This is a genomic window from Arthrobacter sp. B0316-5-4 (assembly GCF_059090325.1).
In genome coordinates this window covers 457,287-479,506 of the sequence record NZ_JBNHFN010000005.1, presented here as the reverse complement: position 1 = coordinate 479,506, position 22,220 = coordinate 457,287, and the positions used below count along the sequence as shown (strand labels likewise).

18 protein-coding genes are annotated in these 22,220 nt (G+C 62.8%); 7 read left to right on the top strand and 11 right to left on the bottom strand.

The genetic code is table 11. The annotated features are described in order from the left end of the window. Nucleotides 1-8: 8 nt before the first annotated feature. The 3 genes from AC5RU9_RS17875 to AC5RU9_RS17865 all read right to left on the bottom strand — a co-directional run bounded on the left by AC5RU9_RS17875 (nucleotide 9) and on the right by AC5RU9_RS17865 (nucleotide 2,701). Nucleotides 9-512, bottom strand: coding sequence for a DUF456 domain-containing protein (locus AC5RU9_RS17875; protein ID WP_494017475.1), 504 nt, complete (start codon nucleotides 510-512; stop codon nucleotides 9-11). Between the two features lie 106 nt (nucleotides 513-618). Further along, nucleotides 619-1,809 carry an NAD(P)-dependent malic enzyme gene (locus AC5RU9_RS17870; protein ID WP_494017474.1) on the bottom strand — a complete coding sequence of 397 codons (1,191 nt, stop codon included), beginning with the start codon at nucleotides 1,807-1,809 and terminating at the stop codon, nucleotides 619-621. A gap of 283 nt (nucleotides 1,810-2,092) precedes the next feature. Then, nucleotides 2,093-2,701, bottom strand: a complete 609-nt coding sequence (locus tag AC5RU9_RS17865) for a TetR/AcrR family transcriptional regulator (protein ID WP_494017473.1) — start codon at nucleotides 2,699-2,701, stop codon at nucleotides 2,093-2,095. Between the two features lie 203 nt (nucleotides 2,702-2,904). On the opposite strand from AC5RU9_RS17865, the gene AC5RU9_RS17860 reads away from it, so the two are divergent. From AC5RU9_RS17860 to AC5RU9_RS17840, 5 genes are all read left to right on the top strand, one after another. Continuing rightward, nucleotides 2,905-4,032, top strand: a complete 1,128-nt coding sequence (locus AC5RU9_RS17860; RefSeq protein ID WP_494017472.1) for an FG-GAP repeat domain-containing protein — start codon at nucleotides 2,905-2,907, stop codon at nucleotides 4,030-4,032. A 51-nt stretch (nucleotides 4,033-4,083) separates the two neighbouring features. Further along, nucleotides 4,084-5,232, top strand: coding sequence for an FG-GAP repeat domain-containing protein (locus AC5RU9_RS17855; protein ID WP_494017471.1), 1,149 nt, complete (start codon nucleotides 4,084-4,086; stop codon nucleotides 5,230-5,232). Nucleotides 5,233-5,466: 234 nt separating this feature from the next. Next, nucleotides 5,467-7,545, top strand: coding sequence for an FG-GAP-like repeat-containing protein (locus tag AC5RU9_RS17850; protein ID WP_494017470.1), 2,079 nt, complete (start codon nucleotides 5,467-5,469; stop codon nucleotides 7,543-7,545). Nucleotides 7,546-7,665: 120 nt separating this feature from the next. After that, on the top strand, nucleotides 7,666-9,426 hold the full coding sequence (locus AC5RU9_RS17845; RefSeq protein WP_494017469.1) for an FG-GAP repeat domain-containing protein: 1,761 nt from the start codon (nucleotides 7,666-7,668) through the stop codon (nucleotides 9,424-9,426). 4 nt (nucleotides 9,427-9,430) lie between these two features. Next, nucleotides 9,431-10,693 carry an FG-GAP-like repeat-containing protein gene (locus AC5RU9_RS17840; RefSeq protein ID WP_494017468.1) on the top strand — a complete coding sequence of 421 codons (1,263 nt, stop codon included), beginning with the start codon at nucleotides 9,431-9,433 and terminating at the stop codon, nucleotides 10,691-10,693. Nucleotides 10,694-10,696: 3 nt separating this feature from the next. Here the strand turns inward: AC5RU9_RS17840 and AC5RU9_RS17835 are convergent, their stop codons facing one another. Continuing rightward, nucleotides 10,697-12,001 carry an MFS transporter gene (locus tag AC5RU9_RS17835; protein WP_494017467.1) on the bottom strand — a complete coding sequence of 435 codons (1,305 nt, stop codon included), beginning with the start codon at nucleotides 11,999-12,001 and terminating at the stop codon, nucleotides 10,697-10,699. 157 nt (nucleotides 12,002-12,158) lie between these two features. On the opposite strand from AC5RU9_RS17835, the gene rraA reads away from it, so the two are divergent. Beyond that, complete coding sequence (gene rraA / locus AC5RU9_RS17830; RefSeq protein ID WP_494017466.1) at nucleotides 12,159-12,632, top strand: ribonuclease E activity regulator RraA; 474 nt, start codon at nucleotides 12,159-12,161, stop codon at nucleotides 12,630-12,632. A gap of 130 nt (nucleotides 12,633-12,762) precedes the next feature. Next, nucleotides 12,763-14,415, top strand: a complete 1,653-nt coding sequence (locus AC5RU9_RS17825; RefSeq protein WP_211710708.1) for an MDR family MFS transporter — start codon at nucleotides 12,763-12,765, stop codon at nucleotides 14,413-14,415. Between the two features lie 87 nt (nucleotides 14,416-14,502). On the opposite strand, the gene AC5RU9_RS17820 is transcribed toward AC5RU9_RS17825, so the two are convergent. From AC5RU9_RS17820 to AC5RU9_RS17790, 7 genes are all read right to left on the bottom strand, one after another. After that, nucleotides 14,503-15,951, bottom strand: coding sequence for an aromatic amino acid lyase (locus tag AC5RU9_RS17820; RefSeq protein WP_494017465.1), 1,449 nt, complete (start codon nucleotides 15,949-15,951; stop codon nucleotides 14,503-14,505). A gap of 254 nt (nucleotides 15,952-16,205) precedes the next feature. Continuing rightward, nucleotides 16,206-17,951, bottom strand: a complete 1,746-nt coding sequence (hutU, locus tag AC5RU9_RS17815) for a urocanate hydratase (RefSeq protein WP_494017464.1) — start codon at nucleotides 17,949-17,951, stop codon at nucleotides 16,206-16,208. Between the two features lie 44 nt (nucleotides 17,952-17,995). After that, nucleotides 17,996-18,910 (bottom strand): ABC transporter substrate-binding protein, encoded by a 915-nt coding sequence (locus AC5RU9_RS17810; RefSeq protein WP_211710711.1) that lies wholly within the window; start codon nucleotides 18,908-18,910, stop codon nucleotides 17,996-17,998. A 71-nt stretch (nucleotides 18,911-18,981) separates the two neighbouring features. Next, nucleotides 18,982-19,734 (bottom strand): ABC transporter permease, encoded by a 753-nt coding sequence (locus tag AC5RU9_RS17805; RefSeq protein WP_211710712.1) that lies wholly within the window; start codon nucleotides 19,732-19,734, stop codon nucleotides 18,982-18,984. Beyond that, nucleotides 19,695-20,345 (bottom strand): ABC transporter permease, encoded by a 651-nt coding sequence (locus AC5RU9_RS17800; protein ID WP_211710713.1) that lies wholly within the window; start codon nucleotides 20,343-20,345, stop codon nucleotides 19,695-19,697. The genes AC5RU9_RS17805 and AC5RU9_RS17800 overlap by 40 nt, the downstream gene beginning before the upstream one ends. Further along, the gene (locus tag AC5RU9_RS17795; RefSeq protein ID WP_494017463.1) at nucleotides 20,342-21,448 is read right to left on the bottom strand and encodes an ATP-binding cassette domain-containing protein; all 1,107 of its coding nucleotides are present in this window, start codon (nucleotides 21,446-21,448) and stop codon (nucleotides 20,342-20,344) included. The genes AC5RU9_RS17800 and AC5RU9_RS17795 overlap by 4 nt, the downstream gene beginning before the upstream one ends. After that, nucleotides 21,445-22,131, bottom strand: coding sequence for an IclR family transcriptional regulator (locus AC5RU9_RS17790; protein ID WP_309992644.1), 687 nt, complete (start codon nucleotides 22,129-22,131; stop codon nucleotides 21,445-21,447). The genes AC5RU9_RS17795 and AC5RU9_RS17790 overlap by 4 nt, the downstream gene beginning before the upstream one ends. Nucleotides 22,132-22,220 lie beyond the last annotated feature (89 nt).

The window sequence follows — 22,220 nt, the reverse complement described above, 5'->3', positions numbered from 1 at the left end:
CAGGAGTCCTAGCCCTTCACGGCGTCGATCCACACACCGATGATCCAGGTACTCGCCGCAGCGCAGGCGAGCCCGAACTCCACCAGGATGCCGATCCCGGTCGCCTTGAGCGCGGCACCACTGGATTTCAGGGCAGCGGGGAAGTTGCGGGTCCGCTGGACTTCACTGAGGAGAAGCCCGACGGCGAAGCCCACGAAGAGCCCCACCACGGGAATGACGAACATTCCCACGACGCCCAGGATCACGCCAATCAGCACCGACCTGTTGGGAATACCGTGTTGTTTGAGCTTGCGTCCGGTCAGCACGGCGCTGGCCGCCATACCCGCCACCACGAACACCATCCCGATGGCGAAGATCACCCAGCCCACCGGACCGGCACCTCCCCAGATGGCCCAGGCCAGCAGGCTCGCGCCAATGAGGATACTGCCCGGCAGCACGGGAATGATGGTTCCGGCGACACCCACCGCAATGGCCAGGCCGCAGAGGATGGTCACGATGAGTTCGGCGTTCATGGCCCCAGTCTAGGTGCGCCCGGCAGCCCTGCCTGACAACCAAAGAACGACGGCGACGCTCCCCAGCACGGGAGGCGTCGCCGTCGTCGGTCTTGAGTTGTAACCGCTATTCAGCCACGGCGGCAGCAACTGCCGCGGTGACGGCGGGCGCCACTCGGGCATCCAACGGGCTCGGCACGATGTAGTCGGCGGAGAGGTCCTCTGCAGCAAGCTCAGCAATGGCGTTGGCAGCAGCGATCTTCATGGCTGGGGTGATGCGGCGGGCGCCAGCGTCCAGAGCGCCGCGGAAGATGCCCGGGAAGGCAAGGACGTTGTTGATCTGGTTCGGGAAGTCGCTGCGGCCGGTGGCAACAACGGCAGCATACTTCTGCGCTACCTCGGGCAGTACTTCCGGGTCCGGGTTGGACAGTGCGAACACGATCGACTGGTCGTTCATGAGCTTCAGGTGCTCTTCGTCCAGCTTGGAGGAGGAGACGCCCACGAAGACGTCGGCGCCCGTGAGGCCCTCGCCCGGCCCACCGGAGATGCCGCGGGGGTTGGTGCGCTGGGCCATGCGGGCCTTGACGCTGCCGGGATCCGCCACGAGGTCTGCGCGCTCGGCGTTGACCACGCCCTTGGAGTCGAGCAGGATAACGTCCTTGATGCCAACGGCCAGGAGGATCTCCGCAATGGCGATGCCGGCAGCACCGGCGCCGGAGACAACAACCTTCAGGCCTGCCAGTTCGCGCTGGGTCACCTTGGCAGCGTTAGTCAGGGCTGCGAGGACCACGACGGCGGTGCCGTGCTGGTCATCGTGCATGACGGGGCAATCGAGGGCTTCGATGAGGCGCTCTTCAAGTTCGAAGCAGCGGGGAGCCGAGATGTCCTCGAGGTTGACTGCGCCGAAGCTCGGGCGGAGGCGGACCAGGGTCTCGATGATCTCATCGACGTTGGTGGTGTTCAGTACCAGCGGGATGGAATCGAGGTCGCCGAAGGACTTGAACAGCGCGGACTTGCCTTCCATGACGGGCAAGGAAGCGCTCGGTCCGATGTCGCCAAGGCCCAAGACCGCGGTGCCATCGCTGACGACCACAACGAGGCGCTCTGCCCAGGTGTGCGTCCGGGCAAGCTCGGGATTGGCGTGGATTGCGCGGCTGACCTGCGCAACTCCGGGAGTGTAGGCGATGGAAAGGTCGCGCTTGTTGTTCAGGGGAACGGTGCTGGAAATGGTCAGCTTGCCGCCCTCGTGGGCTGCGAAGATCTCTTCTTCGCTCAGTACCAGGGCGTCGTTGTCAGTAGCGATTGTCTCGATGGACACGTCTTTGTCTCCTCAGGCTAGCCGTGGACCCACGGCACGTTTTCAGGGCAGGAACAGAACTGCTGGTGCGGGCCAAGGGTGGCTGGCCCGGCGTTGCTTCTGCAGGTAAGGGGGCTGCTAGCCGCTTCGGTGTTTCCAGCCTAGGGAAACGTGGAGGGTACAAGATTCAATACCAAGAGAGACGATTCAAGAGTAAAACGTTCAACCAGTGACTCTTGTGACCTAGGTCATGCGTAAATGCAGGTTCTCATGACGCATCGGTCTAGACCACTAGCGGTTATTGTTAGTCCCCGGTCAGCAGGGTGCAGGCCTTCTTCAGGTCCTTCTCTGCCTCGAACAGGGACAACCGACGACACCGGACCGCCTGGACGAGCCCACTCACCAAGTGCAACAGGATGCGGGCCCGCACGGTGTCCTTACCGATGTCCTTGCTCAGGGAACCAACGACTTCCTCGGACAACGCATCGATTTCACGCAGCAGCTGCGCCGAATCCTCATCCTTGCCTGCAGGCCGGATCAGGCAGTGCTCCACACCGGGCTGCATCACCCTCAGGTGGAAGATCTCCATCATCAAGCCCGCGAGCGCATGCCCCTTGCCTTCTCGGAGACGGACGCCGTCCCTGAGCTCACGCAGCTGTTGCCGGTAGACGGCGAGCATGAGGTGGGCGGTCGAGGGAAAATACCGGTACAGCGTGCCCAATGGGACGTCGGCGCGCGCAGCGACGTCGGAAAGGCTCAGGGTATCGAACTGCCGCTGGGCAAAGCCGGCAGCTGTCTTGAGGATGCGGGCATAGCGCAGCTGCTGTCGCGGCGTGGTGGGCGCGGCAGCCATACGGGGCAACCCCGTGGTCAGGTCAAGGGAGTACGGTTCCAGTGAGTTTGATACGGGCATTTCCGGCGATCTCTTGGCAGGCTGACAAGGAAACGGCCGGCTGCGTAAAGACCCGCGGCTGGCCGATCGCATCAATGATACGGGAGCTAAATGACCGTTTCCTGAGAGCTGGCCCGAGGCCGCGGCATGCACGCCGCTCCCGGCTATTGCCCCTGCCCGCACATACACTGCATGCAGGCTTGGAACCCATACGGGAGGAACACATGAGGACATTTCGACGTCGGGTGGCAGCAGCACTGCTGGCCGCCACTGTGGCGGCCATGGCACTTAGCCCCCTGCCGGCGTCGGCTGCCCCCAGCAGCGGGCCCGATCCCATCCTCAACGGAGAAGCTTTCGTCGGCAAGAAGCTGACCGCGGATATTGGCCTGTACACGTTCTACGGCTGCGGAGGCGGGAAGGGGCCGGACTTCACCGTCTATTGGACCCGGGACGGTTTCCTGGTGGCCGGCGAGACGGCGCGGAGCTACGTCCTGGAGCCGGAAGACGCCGGCGCACGCATGGCTGTTCACGTTACCGCCAGCAAAACTGCCTGCGGCGGAGAGTCCCTGCACAGCACGGAGACCAGGCCAGTGGGAGACGTCAACAGGGCAGCCGGTTTCACCGGCCGGAACTTCGAGCTCCTGACCCGCGCCACCGACGGTTCTCTGCAGCTGTTCGGCCGCCAAGGCAACGCGTGGGACGCGCCCCGCACGGTGGGCTGGGGCTGGAGTGGCTTCAACCTTGTCCTTTCGCCCGGCGACTTTGACGGCGACGGAAAGTCCGATGTCCTGGCCAGGGACGCAGCAGGGACTTTGTACCTTTACTCCGGTGACGGGACCGGCGGCTGGAAGCCCGGCCAAGTGATTGGCAAGGGCTGGAATGTGTTTGACCAGATCGTCAGTCCCGGCGATTTCAACGGTGATGGCACCAATGACATTCTGGCCCGCGAACCGGGCGGCGCCCTGTACCTGTACCCCGGCAATGGTTCCGGGGGCTGGTTGGCGCGTACCGCCGTCGGACAGGGCTGGCAGGTGATGGACGCCTTGCTGACGCCGGGTGACTTCAACGGCGACGGCTCCGTGGACGTGCTCGCCAGGGACCGCAACGGCTACCTCTACTTTTACGGCGGCAACGGCGCGGGCGGATGGACGCGGTCCTGGCTGATCGGCGTCGGCTGGAATGCCCTGAAGTCGGTGGGCGCTGCGGGCGACTACAACAACGACGGCTTCAATGACGTTTACGGCGTGGACCAACAGGGCCGCCTGGTGGTTTACTTCGGCAACGGCCGGGCGGGATGGAAGGACTCCGTGGTTGCCGGGAACGGCTGGGGCAACTTCACAGCGATCTTCTAGGGAAAGCCCAGCCGCGCTAGAATTGTCCCCATAAAGTCTGGGGAGGACACCATGAAGGCATCAATGCGCCCGACGTCCGGCATGCGCCGGATCGTGGCGGGGATCGCCGCGGCTGTGGTTGCCGCGCTGGCCGTATCACCCGCACCCGCCACGGCAGCGATGGATCCGGACAATCCCGTGATCCATGGCGCTCCGTTTGTGGGCTCCACCCTCACGCTGGAAATTGAGCCGGGCTCCTACTCTGGCTGCGGCGCTGCGGCGGGCCCGGACTACCGGGTCTACTGGACGCGCGACGGCGTCCTTGCCACCGACCATCCGAACTTCTACCAATACACCCTGGACGAAAAAGACCGCGGGAAGACCATCGCGGGACACGTGGTGGCCAGCCAGAACGGCTGTGACGCCCAAGAGGTCAGCAGCGAAGAAACCGCACCGATCGCAGCGTCCAATCGTGCCAACGGGTTCACCGGCCGCGGCGCCCACGAGCTCCTGGCCCGCCGGACGGATGGCACCCTCATGCTGTACTCCCGCGTTAACAACAGTTGGGAATCCCCCAGAACAGTGGGCCCGGGATGGAACGGCTTCACCACCGTCCTCTCCCCCGGCGACTTCAACGGCGACGGCATCAACGACATCCTGGCAAAGGACTCCGCGGGCAACCTCTTCCTCTACGCAGGCACGGGCAACGGTGGGTTCTCCCCTGGCCGGCAGATCGGCAGTGGGTGGAACGCATTCACCATGATCGTGGCCCCGGGCGACTTCAACGGCGACGGTAACAACGATCTCCTGGCCCGGGACGCCAATGGCCTCCTGTATCTGTACCCCGGCAACGGAAAGGGCGGCTGGCTGGCACGTTCCTTGGTGGGCAGCGGCTGGAATGTGGTGAACAAGATCATCACTCCGGGAGATTTCAACGGCGACAACACAGTGGACCTCCTGGCGCGCGATACCTCCGGAGCACTTCGCCTCTACCGCGGCAACGGCGACGGCGGCTTTACCACCATGACCGTTGTGGGCCAAGGCTGGGGCGGTATGAGCAGCATAGGCTCTGCCGGGGACATCGACGCCAATGGCAACGTGGACGTCTACGCCGTGGACGGCTCGGGACAACTGGTGGCTTATTACGGCGACGGCGACGGCGGCTGGAACGGTTCCGGCGTCATCGGCTGGGGCTGGGGCGGGTTCACAGCCGTCTTCTAAGCCTATTTCGGTTGATATGCGCACTTGACGTGCGTCACATTGATACCAATTTCGGTATTTCACTCTCATCTGCTTTTCCCGGGGCCACGTGGCTGTATCCTCATCTCAATTGGCCTCTACAGGCCGTGCTGGCCTGTACTTCTGGGGGAATCTTTGGGGTCTCATCCTGCTGCGCACTTTGGTGCTGCGCGCTCTCATTCTGCGTCCACATCAGCCCGTACTCTGCTGATCGCCGTGGTGGTCGCCCTGACCGCTCTCTTGTTGACACCGGTGCCGCCTGCGCACGCGGCAGGTCCCGTTCTCTCCGCCTTCGCGCGGACGTCGGCGGCTACTGTGGATGCCGGCGCTCCCGTGAGTTTCAGTTTTGCCACCTCTGTGCCCGTGAAGCGGGTGGAAGTCGGGTTGCGGAGCGTAGCCGGCAGCCACACCTTGGCATGGGTTGAACCGGCGGGTGCCCAAAAGGGCCTGGTGTCCGGCGTGGCTTCTGCTTCCTCATGGCCATCCGGAGCCATCGAGGTCAGCTACGTCCAGGTAATTACGACGGCGGGCGCCTCCCAGGTCTATTACCGGGGAGGCAGCGTTTATCCACCAGGCACAGGGACCACGCCCTTCGGTGATCCAGCCGCACAGGACTTCAAAGTCAAGAACCCGTTGCTCCCCTACGTGGCACCGGTCCCGGTGTCCCTGGTTCCCGCAAAGGCCGCGTTCGCTCCCGGACAGACGGCAGGAGTCCAGATCAAGCTATCCCAGCTTGCCCAGGCTGTCAGGCTGGTCTATCGGGACCCGTCCGAGGTAACCACCTTCGAACTGGCGTGGGGAGGGAACCCCTTCTCCGGGCCGCAAACGGTCACGGCAACAGCAGCGGTTACGGCCGCGCAGGCAGCAGGTACTTACACTCTGGAACGCGTGGAGATCACCTACTTCGATGGGCTGGCCAAGGACACCTACCACCGTGATGGATCCCTGGAACGGACATCGGCCGTACCCACAGGCAACGTAGGCCGCGCAGAACTCGCCGGAGGCAACTTCGCAGTCAACAACCCGGCAAAGGTACTGCCGAAACTCACTCCAACTGTGGCCCCGGCCATCAACGGAGCGATGGTGTACAACACGGTTCTCGGCATCAACTCCGGGACCTGGCCGTCGGAACCTTCCTTTTCTGATTACCAGTGGTACAGGAATGGCACTCCCATCGACTACGCCATTCAGAACACCTACCAGTCCAACATGGCTGCGGACCCAGGAAACATGATCTGGGTGCGATTTACCGCCCGGTGGGTGGGTAATTTGAACATCAACGGCGATGCGTCCGTTGGCGGCCTGCTGAGGCTGGATCACGGGCCCGCCGGGGTTGACCCCGTTGGCGGACAACCCAGTTACACCTATGTCTGGAAGCGCAACGGAACTCCCATTCCCGGCGCAACCTCCAGGGAATACAAGCCCACGCTGGCGGACAAGGGCGTCATCATCACGGCCGGGGTCACGGCACGCTTCGACGCAGGCACTGTAGTCACCGAAGTGGTGGATCTCAGGGGCCTCATCGCAGACAAGACCCGGGGCAAGGGATTCAACGCGGACGGCACTGGCGACATATTCGCTCGTGACGCCGGCGGCAACCTCTGGCTGTACCCCAGCAATGGAAGCGGCGGCTGGTTGCCGGCACAGAAAATCGGCCAAGGATGGGGCGGCTTCACATCCCTGCTTTCGCCCGGCGACTTCGACGGCGACGGAAACGTGGATGTCATGGCGAGGGACAGTGCCGGAAGGCTATTCCTCTACCAGGGCAACGGCCAGGGTGGCTGGCTCCGCTCCTACCAGATTGGCCAAGGGTGGGGCGCCGTGAAGGACATTGTGGCCCCTGGCGACTTCAACGGGGACGGAACGGCCGATCTTATTGTCAGGGATTCGTCCAACACCATGGTGATGTATCCCGGAAACGGTCGGGGCGGCTTCCTCACTCCATACACGCTCAGCGGCGGCTGGGGTGAGTTCGATGCCTTTGTCTCCCCGTCCACCAGCTCCATATTCGCCCGTGACCGCGACGGCAACCTCAGGAAATACTCGGGGGCCGGCAACGGATACTTCGCCGACAATGTGTGGACACCTAACGCATTCAGTGCTTACGCGGGGTATGGCTGGGGAGGCTTCACCCGCATTGGAGCGCCCGGTGACTTCGACAGCGATGGGGTTCCGGAAGTGTTCGGAATATACCCCGATGGACGGCTCACCATGTTCTACGGGCTAGGCCACATCGCGCTGAAACGCCAAGCCACCATCGGTTGGGGCTGGAACGCCTTCAACACCGTTTTCTAACCCACGCCCAGCCCGCACCGACTTCTCATCCCGGGGGATCCCTTGACCATAACCAGCCCAGCACAGACTGGTCGTAAACGTTCAGCGCAACGACTTCTTGGACTCCTCATGGGGCTGACCATGTCCGCAGCCCTGGTTGCGCCAGGGGCCGTGTTGACGGGCTCGTCGGCCATGGCGGCTGACCAACCCGCGCCGCAGGTCACGGCCATGAAACGCGCTTCGCCGGAAAGTGTTACCCTTGGCTCCGCAGTTCAGATCAACTTCACCTTGGCCCAGCGCGCCCAGCGGGTGGTCTTCGTCTACAAAGACGGATCCCTGGCGACCGAAAACCGCCTTGAATGGACAGGTACGCCCGCTGCCGGTCCACTCACGGCGACTGCATCAACTCAGATCACGGGCGCTTTCTCCCATGGTCTACACAAGCTTCAGAGCGTGGTCATTTATTACGGCTCCGACTCCCTGGCGTACTACCGCGGCTCCCCCAATCAATCCACTCTGCCGGTGTCGTGGGAAAGTCTCGACTTCGCTGTGAACAACCCCGGTAGTGTCCTGGTTCCCAATGCCAATCTGGTTCCACCCAGACTTGGCATCCGCAAAGAGGCCGGATACTCCTTCGCCTCGTTCGCCGTTGATCACGGGACATGGTCGGCGCCGCCGTCATCGTACAGCTACGAATGGTTCAGGGATGGCGTCCGGCAGAACGCTGACGCCGGGGAGTTCTACGTTCCGGACACTTACGCCGGCACGGGGTCCGGCCTGACCCTGAAGCTCACGGCCATGGCACCGGGACGCCTTCCCGAAACCGTGGAAACCGCACCCTTCTACCTGGTGGATGCAACCGAACCGTCCATGGCTCCCAACGTCTCGGTCCGCGCTCCCATCAAAGCAGTGTTCAATGCATCAACCATCAAAGGACTGCCGGCAGGAACCAAACCATCGGTGAGCTACCAATGGCTTGTAGACAGGGATAAGCCCATAGCCGGGGCCACCGGCGACACGTACGTCCCCAAGCCCTATGAGGTCGGTAAGCAAATCGGCGTCGCGGCGGTGGTCAGCTACGGCGGCAGTGTGGTGGGCATCTTCCGCAGCCAATCGGACCCAAGGATCAGGATGCACTCGCTCCTGCGCGACTTCGATGGCGACTCGCGGCCGGACGTGATCACCAGGAAGCCGAATGGCACGCTGACGCTGTTTTCCGGCGCCCCCGGAGGAGATTTCGCGAGCGGAAGCAAGGACATAGGGTGGGGCTGGGCCGGCTTCACCTCCCTCTCATCTCCCGGCGACTTTGACGGTGATGGCTTCATGGACGTCCTGGCCCGCGACACCTCAGGACAGCTGTGGCTGTACCGGGGGAATGGACGCGCCGGCTGGCTGGGCTCCTCAGTCATTGGTACCGGGTGGGGTGGCTTCAGCGAGATCATTCCCGCCAGTGACTTCAACGGTGACGGTACCAGCGACATCCTGGCCCGCGATGCCCAAGGCAGGCTCTTCCTCTACCCCGGTAACGGCCGTGGTGGATGGCTTCCGGCATCGCAAGTAGGGCAGGGGTGGAATATCTTCAACAAGGTGTTTACGCCGGGCGATTTCAGCGGCGATGGCGTCTCCGACATCCTTGCGAGAGGAACGGACGGAAGGCTGAACGCCTACTACCCCGATGGCAAGGGTGGATGGTCCTCTTCCCGGGTTCTGGACGGAAACTACGCGTCCAACCGGTACATGGGACCCTTGGGCGGCTTCAATCCAGGAGAGATGTATAACTACTTCTTCAGTGTGACTGACCAAGGCGCATTCCGCGGCGAAGAAATGAGCACAGACAGCTACTCGTACCGGCAGTCGTACCAGATCGGCACTGGCTGGGGCTATCTCACCGCCGTCTTCTAGCCACTTGGGGGAAACTTTGGAGCATGCAAATATCCTGCGATCGTCCGCAACCAGCCGGATGCGCCGCGTCCTCGCACTACTGACAACATCGGTGATTGCCGGTGCGTTGGCCGCTCCCGTTGCGGCCGCACCGGCCAGCGCCGCGCCCTCATCCAGTCCAGCTAACGCACCTTCCTTCGTAGCGGCCTCGCCCCGGAGTGTATTCATGGGCCAGCCGCAGCTCAACGGAGATCCCACGGTGGGCGGCCTGCTCAGCGCCGAGTTGAGAGGCTACGCACCCTTTGTGGTTCCGGCGGGCGGAACGCCTGCCTTCAGCTACCAATGGACACGGGACGGCCAAGCAATCCCCGGCGCTACGGGCTCGACCTACCGGGCCACAGCTGCTGACCTCGGCAGAGTGGTCGGCGTTCTTGTCACCGTCTCCTACGACGCGGAATCACGCCTGACACTGCAAGCGGACTATCCGCTGCGAATTGCGGCGAAACCGCGGGCACGGGGCTTCAACGGCGATGGCACCCTGGACATCTTTGCGCGTGACACGGCCGGCCGGCTTCTCCTTTACCCCACCGATGGCAGGGGCAACTGGCGTCCGGCTCAAGTGCTCGGCACCGGTTGGAACGTCTTCAACACTCTGTTCTCGCCCGGAGACTTTGATGGTGACGGCACGGTGGACGTTATTGGCAGGGACGCCCAAGGACGACTTTTCCTGTACCAGGGCAACGGAACCGGAGGTTGGAAGAACGCTTTCCAGATCGGCCAGGGCTGGCAGGACTTCCGAACCATCTCAGGCGCCGGCGACTTCAACGGCGATGGGACCAATGATCTGCTTGTTGTTGATCGCTGGTATCAAGCGATTCTGTACCCGGGCAACGGACGGGGCGGATTCCTGCAGCCATACGGGGTGGATACCTACTGGATCAACCAGAGTCCTGTATTCGCAATCGGCCACTTCGGAGGCACGAGCAAACTGGGTGTTGTCTCCCGTGACATCTATGGGGACCTGACGTTGCATGAGTCTTCCCGCAACGGGTGGTTTGCCGGTACTGAGCGCATCGGTACCGGATTTGGCGGTATGACCACCGTGGGTTCTGCCGGCGACTTCAACGGGGACAACAAGATGGACGCTTTCAGCATCAATTCCGCAGGGCAGTTGACCATGTATTACGGCAACGGTTCCGATTACCTGACCAGCGGGCGACCGGACATCCGGTGGTACGGACAATCCGTCGTCGGCTGGGGCTGGAGTGGCTTCACGGCCGTCTTCTAGGAACTAGTCGACGCTCTTGATCTTCACCACGAACACCGCGCCCAGGAGCCCGATGACTGCGGCGGCTACGTACAGCGAGACGTAGCCGCCCCAGAACTGAACGAATACGAAGGCGATCGCCGGGGCGAGGACTTGGGGCAGGGAATTCGCGATGTTGATGACGCCAAGGTCCCGGCCGCGGTCCAAAGCCGTGGGCAGTACCTGGGTAATGAGCGCGAAGTCCACCGCAAGGTAGGCCCCAAAACCGATTCCGAGCACGGCCGCGCCGGCAAGTCCGCCGATCCACGTCGGAGCAAAAGCAAGAATCAGAGATGCCGCGGCAATGATGACCGACGACGCTATGACCAAGGGCTTCCGCTTTCCCATCCGGTCACTCAAGCGTCCGCCCAGAACACTGGTGATGATGACGGTCACCGCGTAAAGACCGGTCAGGACCAGCACGCCGAACTCAGGCTCAATCCCTTGGGTCTCCTTCAGGCGCACAATGTCGCTGAGGAAGAAGAGAAGATACAGGGTGATCATGTGGTTGCCCGTGCTGACCAGCAGCCGTGTAAGCCAGGCCCACGCAAAGTCGGGATAGCGTTTGGGCGAAACCCAAAACCCCTTGATGAACTGCCACAGGCTGAACAGCGGCCGCTCCTGCTGCGGCAAGGGTTGGTCGTCGCTCTTGAACAGATAAAGCACGACGCCGGCCAACAGCGCCGCTGCGCACACCCAGTACCCGGCGGCAAAGTTTCCGGCCACGACGGCCGCGATCACGGCGCCAACGAGGATGCCCACCGTTTGTCCCATGGCAGCCAGGCCGCCGACCGTTCCACGCTGGGGCACAGGAACGCGGTCCGGGACAGCGGCCGTTATTGCGGCGTACATGGCGTTGGCGCCGGCCTGCACCAGGCACCACAGGAACGCCATCACGGCAACGTTCGGAGCACCTGCCAAGGCCACAAGGGCGACTGCGCCGAGAATGGCACCCATAAGGACCCATGGAACACGGCGTCCAAACCGGGAGGTAGTCCGGTCGCTGAAGGCGCCAAATAAGGGGTTGGCCACCATGGAAACGGCCGCACCGCACCCTGTCACCAGCGCGAGGATCGCTTCCTTCTGGCCCTCGTCAAAGTGCGCGGCCTGCTGACCCAGAAGCACCTGGAGGGGACCAAAAAACGCGGCGTTGATACCCAGGTTAACCAGCACTACACCCGTAACCCAGAGCGACCGGACCCGATCAACCGGTTCGGCGAGTGCCGTCGTGGCACCGCCGTGGACGGCGGTTGGGTCCGGCACCGGGCCCGGAAGGTCGGACAGGCTCATGGAAGATTCCCCCTCATATCAATCTTTGGATTCAGCCTAGCGTGGCAGGACGACACCGGACCGCCATCCAGCGCTTTATCCACATATGCCGAAAAGTACGCGGTGGGAGTGTGCGCGGGAGGTTAGTGTGGCCTTGAACCGACGAAGGAGCAGCACTGTGAACGAGCAACCCAATACAGCCGACCTCTACGATGAACGCGGCGAAGAACTGGAGTCCATCGCCCTGCAGTTCCAGGACCTCGGCGGACACTCGCATTTCAGTGGGCCCGTGCGGACCATTCGGTGCCTCGAGGACAATGCCTTGGTCAAGACTGTGCTCGGGTCACCAGGAGAGGGAGCCGTCCTGGTGATCGATGGCCAGGGATCCCTGCGAACGGCACTCATGGGCGACATGATCGCTGAGAGCGCCGTAGCCAACGGATGGGCCGGCGTGGTCATCAACGGTGCTGTGCGCGACAGAGTGGCCATCGCCCACTTGCCCTTGGGCGTCAAAGCCCTCGGCAGCAACCCCCGGAAGAGCGCCAAAACCGGTGCAGGCGAGGCAGATGTCGAGCTTGTCATCGATGGCGTTCGTGTTCGACCGGGCGTGATGATTTACTGCGACCCGGACGGCATCTTGGTGGAGCGCTGATACCGCCGGATCCGTCAACAACGTACCCTGCCCAGGAAATATTCTCACTCCGGGAATCAAACAGGCATTAGGATAGTTACTGAAAGCAACTATCCTGCTTAATCCCTTTTCTGCCATCTCTGGAGAAGATATGTCCAAATCCACGCCCGTGCGGGCCGCCGGTGAGGTGCTGACGCATCGTCAGACGCTCACCGTCATGGTGGGACTCATGCTCGGCATGTTCCTGTCGTCGTTGGACCAAACCATCGTGTCCACGTCCATCTACACCATCGCCAACGACCTGGACGGACTGTCCCTCCAGGCTTGGGCCACCACTGCTTACCTCATTACGTCGACCGTCAGCACGCCGCTCTATGGCAAGCTCAGCGACATCTTTGGCCGTCGGCCGCTGTACCTCACTGCCATCCTGGTGTTCCTGGCTGGCTCCCTGTACGCGGGATCGGTCCACTCCATGACTGAGCTCGCCATTGCCCGTGGCATCCAGGGGCTTGGTGCCGGTGGCTTGCTGGCATTGGCGCTGACCATCATCGGCGACATCGTTGCTCTGAAGGACAGGGCAAAATACCAGGGCTATTTCATGTCCGTCTTCGGCATTTCCTCGGTTCTTGGCCCTGTGATTGGCGGCGCTTTCGCCGGCTCGGCCAACATCCTGGGCTTCGACGGCTGGCGCTGGGTGTTCTTCATCAACCTGCCTATCGGCCTCGCTGCGCTGGTTGTTGTCTTCATGTACCTGCACCTGCCCGCGCGGCACGTGAAACAGAAGATCGACTACTGGGGCGCGGCAGCCATCACCTTGGCCATCGTTCCGTTGCTGCTGGTTGCTGAACAGGGACGCACGTGGGGCTGGTCCTCGGGCGGATCGTGGCTCTGCTACGGCCTCGGCGTCATCGGCATCGTAGCGTTCCTGCTGGCTGAGAAGCGTGCCGGTGACTACGCCTTGATTCCGTTGCGCCTCTTCAAGAACACCACCTTCGGCTTGTCCTCGCTGTTGAACTTCATCATCGGTATCGGCATGTTCGGCGCGATTGCCATGCTGCCCATGTACTTACAGCTGGTGAAGGGCCTCACCCCCACCGAGGCTGGCCTGATGATGATCACCTTCACCGTAGGCATCCTCTTTGGTTCCATCTCCGCCGGACGGACCATCTCCTCATCCGGCGTCTACAGGATCTTCCCCATCATGGGAACGGCAGTCCTGGCAGCCGCGGCAACCGTCATGGGCTTCGTACTCGGAGTCGACACGGGCCTCTGGGTTCCCGGATTGATTGCGGTGTTCTTCGGTGTCGGCCTGGGCTTCTGCATGCAGCCGCTGACGCTGGCTATGCAGGTCTCCGTCCCACCCAAGGACATGGGTGTGGGTACTTCCACGGCTGCGTTCTTCCGCTCCATGGGTGGCGCAGTGGGCACGGCCGTGTTCATCTCGATGCTGTTCAGCACGGCAGCTGACAAGATCGCCGATGGCATGAAGACGGCCGCCTCCAGCCCGGATTACCAAGCCGTCATGCGGGATCCGGCAGTGGCCTCCGACCCCGCTAATGCCAAGCTTTTTGACTTCTTCAAAAACGGCGCCAATAACGATTCACTGAATGACACCAGCTGGCTGCATTCGGCCAACAGCACGCTCACCCGGCCCATCACCGAGGGTTTTGCCCAAGCCATTGATGTGGTCATGCTGACCGCGGCTGGGCTCATGATCATCGCATTCCTGATCAGCTTCGCCTTGCCCAACAAGAAACTCACGGATCCCAAGGCTGCGGCCAAGGATTCTGTTCCGGCGCACTAACACCGGAACACGCTCTCTACGGCAAGAAGAACGGCAGGCAGTCCACGGACTGCCTGCCGTTCTTTTGTCATGAGAAGCCGGTCCAGATCAGTAGGCGACCCGAACAAGCTGGAGCGCACGTTCAACATCGCGCCGCAGGTCACGGTCGCCCATCTCCGACGGCAACGTGAATCCAGCCTCCATCATGGCGCGCAGCTTAGGGCTGCTGAACTCGTCGGCCCTCCGCTTTTGCAGTCTCAGGGCCCGCGCAGCACAAACCAGTTCGACGGCGGTAATGGTCGCCAGGGCTTCGGCCGTGGACTCCAGCTGAGCCGAGGCCAGGCTTGCGAAGCTCGCGTCTTCCTCAGCGCCTAAGGACAGCACGACGGTCTGCAGGCTTGTTGGCTGGGCATTGGCGCGGATCTTTCCCGCTGCAGCCGCCGCAACGTACTCCAGCATCATGACGCCGGACTGACCCGTTGCATCCTCAGCCAGGAAGGGGTGCATGCCCGTGTAGTTGGGGTCGCAAAGGAGATCAATCCTTCGCAAATGAGTTGCACACGCGGCACCCACAGCCACCTGAAGGGCATCGATGCGCCTAGCGAGGTTGGTCATTTGGAACAGCCCATGATGGGCCACATCGTTGCTGCCGTCGACCGGGGAGCCATGAACCAAAGGATTCTCGTTGCCTGCGGTGACCAGACGGCCCAGCAAGGAACCCAGCGACGCCAATTCCTCCCATTGGGAACCGAAAATTTGCGGCAGTGTCCGCAGGCAATACGGGTCCTGGATTCGGGCTGGTGTGCCACTGCCCTGGACCAGCCCATGGAACGCATTAGCTGCCTGTGCCACAGCCGGGGTGTCCGCAGCCGCTGCCACCGCCGGGCTAAGCGCCTCCGCGTTGCCGGACATCGTTACGAAGGACATCGCGGCCACCGAGGCAGCGTTGTCCAGGAGCCTGGACAACTCCTGATGCACAAGTACCGCCCGGGCAATGGTCAATGCGCTGGAGCTGATGAAGGGGAGGGCATCGGCCGTAGCCCAGCGGTCCACAAGGCGTGGCGCTTCTCCCCCACCCAAAGGCTCTCGTTCACCGAGCATCGTCAGGGCAGTACCGGCCAAAGCTTGTAAATCGGCCGTCCCGATGCCGCCGAACTCCCGGATTTCGGGAACGACATCAGAGTTGATCAGCTCAGCAAGTGCCTCGGCAATTGCTGGATTGATCCCCGAGGCGCCAGCGGCCAATTGGGAGAGCCGGACAACCAACATGGCACGGACGGTGCGCCGTTCCAGCTGCTTCCCGGCATCCACGGCATGGCTGCGCAGGAGCTTGAGCCCGTGGCTGTCTCCACCATCAGCTTCAGACAGCGACACCGTCCGGTTCGCCCCGACACCCGTGGAGCGACCATAGACGGGTCGTCGCAAAGCGGTGGCCTCCGCGGACCGTCGCGATTCTTCCATGCGTGCCAAGGCTTCGGGAGAAAGCACAACCTGTTCGCCGTCCGCTACGGAGACGATGTCCCGGAAGTCCAACCGCTGGCCATCAATCACGATCATGAATCGGTCCTTTCAATCGCGGTCAAAGGTGGATCACCCACAGACCGGCGGTGGTGGTGGTCAGGGTTGTTTCGCGACGACCACCACCACGGCCGGCTAATCCGTTTCCGGGGCAAACCGGACGGGGTTCCAATCGGTGGCAGCGCGGGCAGGAGCCTGCTGCCGTGAAGCCGGCTGCATTGAGGGCACGGCTTCAGTATGCCGCGTCTCCGAATCGGAGCACACCCGCGATGTTTGGGACCTGGTGGACAAGGTCATTTGCTTGCTTCCGAGGAGATGACCTGGTTCATGGGGATGCGGACGCCGCGTTCGTTGGCGACTTCGATGGCGCGGTCGTAGCCGGCGTCGACGTGGCGGATGACGCCCATGCCGGGGTCGTTGGTCAGCAGCCGCTCGAGCTTCTGCGCGGCCAACTCCGTGCCGTCCGCGACGGAGACCTGACCGGTGTGGAGGGACCGGCCAATCCCCACCCCGCCTCCGTGATGGATCGACACCCAGGTAGCGCCCGAAGAGGCCGCCGTCAAAGCGTTCAGCAACGGCCAGTCAGCGATCGCGTCCGACCCGTCCTTCATCGACTCCGTCTCGCGGTAAGGCGATGCCACCGAGCCCGAGTCCAGGTGGTCGCGGCCGATCACGATCGGGGCCTTGACCTTACCCTCGGCAACGAGCTTGTTGAACAACAAGCCGGCCTGGTGGCGTTCGCCGTACCCGAGCCAGCAAATACGCGCCGGCAGGCCTTCGAATTCCACCCGTTCCTGGGCCGCGTCGATCCACTTATGCAGGTGCTTGTTCTCCGGGAACAACTCCTTGATCGCTTCGTCAGTCACCCGGATGTCCTCCGGGTCACCCGAGAGCGCGACCCACCGGAACGGGCCAAGGCCCTCGCAGAACAGCGGACGGATGTACGCCGGAACAAACCCCGGGAACTCGAACGCCCGGTCATAGCCGCCCTTACGGGCCTCGTCACGGATCGAGTTGCCGTAATCGAAGACCTCAGCCCCCGCATCCTGGAATTCCACCATCGCCTGCACCTGGCGGGCCATGGATGCCTGAGCCTTCTTGGTGAACCCTTCCGGATCCGCTTCAGCTTCGGTGTGCCACTCATCGACGCTGATGCCCTCGGGAAGGTAGGACAACGGATCATGCGCGGAGGTCTGGTCCGTGACCACATCAACGGTCAGCTCTCCGGCCTTGTGGCGGCGCAGCAGCTCCGGGAACACCTCAGCGGCATTACCCACATAGCCGACCGACCAGCCACGACGCTCTTCCTTGGCCTTGTTCACCTTCGCGATCGCGGTATCCAGGTCCGTTTCGACCTCGTCCAGGTACCGCTTCCCCAGCCGGCGCCGCAGGCGGGTTTCGTCAACATCAACAATCAGGCACGCGCCGTCGTTCAGGGTGACAGCCAACGGCTGTGCACCGCCCATGCCGCCACAACCGCCGGTCAACGTCAGCGTCCCCGCCAACGGACCTTCGGTGGAGCCGGCTGCTGCCGGTGCCGGGTGACGGCCCTCCGCAGCGAGCTTCTCACCGACCGCAGCGAACGTCTCATATGTGCCCTGCAGGATGCCCTGGGTACCAATGTAGATCCAGGAACCGGCGGTCATCTGGCCGTACATCATCAGGCCCTCGGCCTCGAGGCGGCGGAACTCGGGCCACGTCGCCCAGTCACCCACAAGGTTGGAGTTAGCCAACAACACCCGCGGCGCCCACTCGTTGGTCCGGAACACACCTACCGGCTTACCGGACTGGACCAGGAGGGTCTCGTCCTTTTCCATGGTTTCCAGGGTCCGGGTGATCGCATCAAACGCAGCCCACGACCGGACAGCACGGCCCGTGCCGCCATAAACCACCAGATCATCCGGGCGCTCGGCAACCTCGGGGTCCAGGTTGTTCATCAGCATGCGCAACGGCGCCTCTGTCTGCCACGACTTAGCGGACAGCTCCGTACCCCGGGCAGCCTTGACCGGACGGGCCCCTGTAGTGAAATCGGCAGTCATTCTTTACTCCTAAAAAGCCGGTATTCCGGGTAATAACAGTGGGCTTAGCCCAAGTTCTTGTTCTTGAGCCATTCCTTGGCGATTTCGCCGATGTCTTCGAACTTGGCCACGCGGCCGTTCATCTTGATCAGGTCCTCAGTGGTGAGCGCAGCAGATACCTTGTCCAGGGTTTCCTTGACGGTGCCAGTGGACTTCTTTTGGTTGATGACCGGAACGATGTTCTCCGAGAGGAAAAGGTTCTTGTTGTCCTCCAGTGCCACAAGGTTGTTTTCCGCCAGGGCAGGATCGGTGCTGAAGAGGTCGGCAACCTGGATCTGACCCGAAAGCAGGGCGTTCAGCGTAAGCGGACCACCGGCGTCGAGCGCTGAAAATTCCTTGAACTCAAGGTTGTAGACGGACTTCAGCCCGGCCACGCCGTTGAGGCGGGTCTTCCACTCCGGCGGCCCGCCGAGGACGAGGTCCTTGGCAACGGGCTGGAGGTCCTCGATGGTCTTGAGCTTGTACTGGTCGGCGATTTCCTTCTTGACGGTCAGGACATCCTTGTCCTCCGCCTCGGATGCCGTGAGCGCAGTCAGGCCGGACGGGATCTTGGTGGCGAGTTCCTTGGTGACGTCCTCGGAAGACACCGCCTTCGTGCCGGAGTCGAGGTACTGCAGGAGGGCTCCGCCGTACTCGGGCATGAGGTCGATGGAGCCGTCCTTGAGGGCGGGGATGGTGACTTCACGGCTGCCGATGCTCGGCTTCTCGGTGACCTCAACGCCCTTTGCCTTGAGGGCCTCGGCGTAGATCTTGGCGATCAGCTGGCTCTCCGGGAAGTCCGCAGAGCCGACGATGATGCTGTCGCCCGAGGCTCCCGCTGCGGCTGTGTTGGACGTGCTCATGGGGTCCCCGCCGCCGCAGGCGCTCAGGGTGATGGCGGCAACCGCCGCGAGGGTGAAACCGGTCAGGTACTTCTTCATGTCAACTCTCCTGGGTTGGCGCTCACAGGGCATGCGGCGGCCAGATGGGGGTGGGGTGGGAGGTGAAGCGATTAGACCGTGGCGGGGGTTTTCACGGTCTCGGCTGCGGGAGCCGACTTGATGGTGCGCCGTGTCAGTCCTGGTGAGACAACCCGGCGGGTGATGAACGCGAGAAGCTGGTCGAAGAACAGGGCCAGCAGGGCAACGAGGACGGCGCCGGCAACCATTTGGCTGTAGTCGTTCTGGGCCTTGCCGTCGATCAGCAGACGGCCGAGGCCGCCGAGCGAAATGTACGCGGCGATGGTGGCTGTCGAGATGATTTGCAGCAGGGCGCTCCGGACACCGGACAAAACCAACGGAAGCGAGCACGGCAACTGGACATCCGTGAGGATCTTCATGGTGCGGAAGCCCATGCCTTTGGCAGCGTCGACGGCGGCAGCATCCACTGCGCGCACGCCGGCATAGGTGTTGGTCAGGATGGGCGGCACCGCCAGCAACACCAGCACGATGAGGCTCGGCAGGATGTAACCCATCCGGGACGGGAACGCGGGCGAGATCAGCAGTACCAATAGAATCAGCAGGCCGACGCTGGGAAGTGCCCGGAGGGCGTTGGCCAGACCTGCGATCATGAACACACCCTTGCCCGTGACGCCGATGTAGATGCCCAGGGGTATGGCGATGATGGCAGCTACGGCCAGTGCGATGAGGGAGTAGAGGAGGTGCTCGGCGATCAGCGTTGGGATGCCGTCGGCGCCGCTCCAATGTGCGGGGTCGAACAAGTAGTTCACGATGCCACCACCTTGGGGGTCCACGGTGTCAGCCACCGGTTGATGAGGATGATCAGCCCGTCCAGGATCATGGCCAGGACCACGCAGAGGACGATGCCCGCGATGATCGGGGTGAAGAAGCGGAGCTGGAAGCCCTGTGTGAAGAGCGAGCCAAGTTGGGGTATGCCCAGCAGCGCGGCTACGGAAACGAGGCTGACGTTGGAGACGGCGGCAACGCGCAAACCGGCGCAAATGACCGGGACGCCTACGGGAAGCTCCACCTTCAGGAGGCTTTGGTACCCGCGGTAACCCATGGCCTTGGCAGCCTGCACGGTGTCCTCGGGAACGGAATCCAGCGCGTCGGCCACCACGCGGACCAGAAGAGCCACGGTGTAGATGGTGAGTGCGGCCACGATGTTGAGCGGATCAAGGATCTTGGTGCCCAGGACCAGCGGGAGCAACACGAACAAGGCAAGCGAAGGAACCGTGTAGAGCAGCCCCGCCACGCCAACAAGGAGCGGGTAAATGCGGCGGCTTCGGTGCGCCCACCAGCCAAGGGGCAAGGCAATGAGCAGCCCCAGGATCAGCGGGGTGACGGCCAGCAGGACGTGCCAGCCGAGCAGGAATACGATGTTGTCGAACTGGCGGCCCAGCCATTCAAAGTTCATCGCGCCGTCTCCAGGTGGGGCTCGGCTTCGATGGCCTTGACCACGTCGGTGGCAGTCACGGTGCCGATCAGTTCGCCATGCTCATTGACCACCACACCTCGCCGGCTCGGCGAAGAGAGGGCCGCGTCAAGGAGTTGGCGCATGGTGCCGGAGGCCGCTGCAGAAATTCCGCTGAGGTTCAGGTGCTCGCGCTTCAGCTCACCGGCAACCTGCTCCGGCTGCGCCCACCCGAGCGGCTTCCTGCCGCCGTCGACTACCAACACCCAAGCACCCGACGCCTTGGCGCGGGCCTCATCTGCGGAGGCACCAAGCTGGACAACGGCTTCTTCACCGATGGCCACGGCCCCGGCAGTTTTGGTGAACCCGAGTGAACGGTAGCCGCGGTCACGGCCAACGAAATCGGCAACGAATTCGTCCGCGGGCGAGGTCAGCAATTCAGACGGAGAAGCCATCTGTGCCAGCTTGCCGCCAACTCGCATCACGGCCACCTGGTCGCCAAGCTTAAGGGCTTCGTCGATGTCGTGCGTGACCATAATGATGGTCTTGCCGATTTCACGCTGCAAGCGAAGGAATTCTTCCTGGAGCTGCGCGCGAACCACGGGGTCCACGGCACTGAAGGGCTCGTCCATCAGCATGAACGCCGGGTCCGAGGCGAGCGCCCGGGCCACGCCCACGCGCTGCTGCTGGCCACCGGAAAGCTGCCACGGGTAGCGCTTGGCGAAGCTGGCGGGGAGGCCCACGCGCTCCATCAACTCCAGTGCGGTGGTCCGGGCCTTCTGGCGGCTTTCGCCGAGGAGGACCGGCATGGTGGCAACGTTGTCCACGATTGTTTTGTGCGGGAAGAGCCCGGCGTGCTGGATGACGTAGCCAATCCGGCGGCGGAGCAACGCTGCGTCCATGCCGGAAGTAGGTTCGTCGTCGAGGTAGATGGTGCCGCTGGTGGGTTCGATGAGGCGGTTGATCATCCTCAGCGAGGTGGTCTTGCCGCAGCCGGAGGGACCAACCAGGATGGTCAGCTTTCCGGTGGGCGCTTCCAGGTTGAGGCCGTCGACGGCGACAGTACCGTCGGGGTAGGCCTTGGTGACGTTTTCAAACTTGATCATTTTGCTTCCATGCTTTCCTGGGGTAGCTCATGGTTGTCGGTGTTCAGGGTGAGGATGTTGTCAGCTTCCTCCACCAGTTGCTGGCCGATCTTGAGGGCCTTCAGCTCATCCACGCGGTAGCTGGGAACCACGATGCTCAGTGAAGCCACCGTTCGGCCTCCCATCACCACGGGCGCGGCAATGGCCGTAACGTCGTCCTCCACACCGCTGCGAACCACGGCAAAGCCACGCTCGGGCTGTTCGCCCTTGAGTACCTGGCCGGACGCTGTGCCTTCGAGCGGGATACTCCGCCCAACCCAGCTGGAGTGCCTGATCGAGTGGGTTCCCTCAACGATCGCGATGTAGATTCCCGTGTCCCCAACCCCGGGAATGCTCAGATAGCAGGACTCGCGCGTTGTTGCCACGAGCCGCTTCATGGCGGGCGTGCACAACGAGACGAGTGATTCCTTGCCGAGCGCGAGCGCACCCAGCTGGATGATGCTGGCGCCCGGACGGAAGTTGCCGCCGTCGTCCCTCGAGACGAAGCCGACACCTTCAAGGGTGCGCAGAAGGCGAAGAGCCGTGCTGGGCGACAGGTCAGCGACCCGCGCGGCGTCGCTCAATGCAATGGCTCCCTCGGAGCACACGGCCCCCAAGAGGGCGAGCGCACGCTCTACCGTCCGGGTCGAAGAATCTGCTGCCATTGCCTGGCCTGCTTTCAAGTGGTCTGGATCACCATGTCTTGCCACTTAGTAAAAACCAATTTTCACAGCATGGCAAGAGCTTTTTCTAA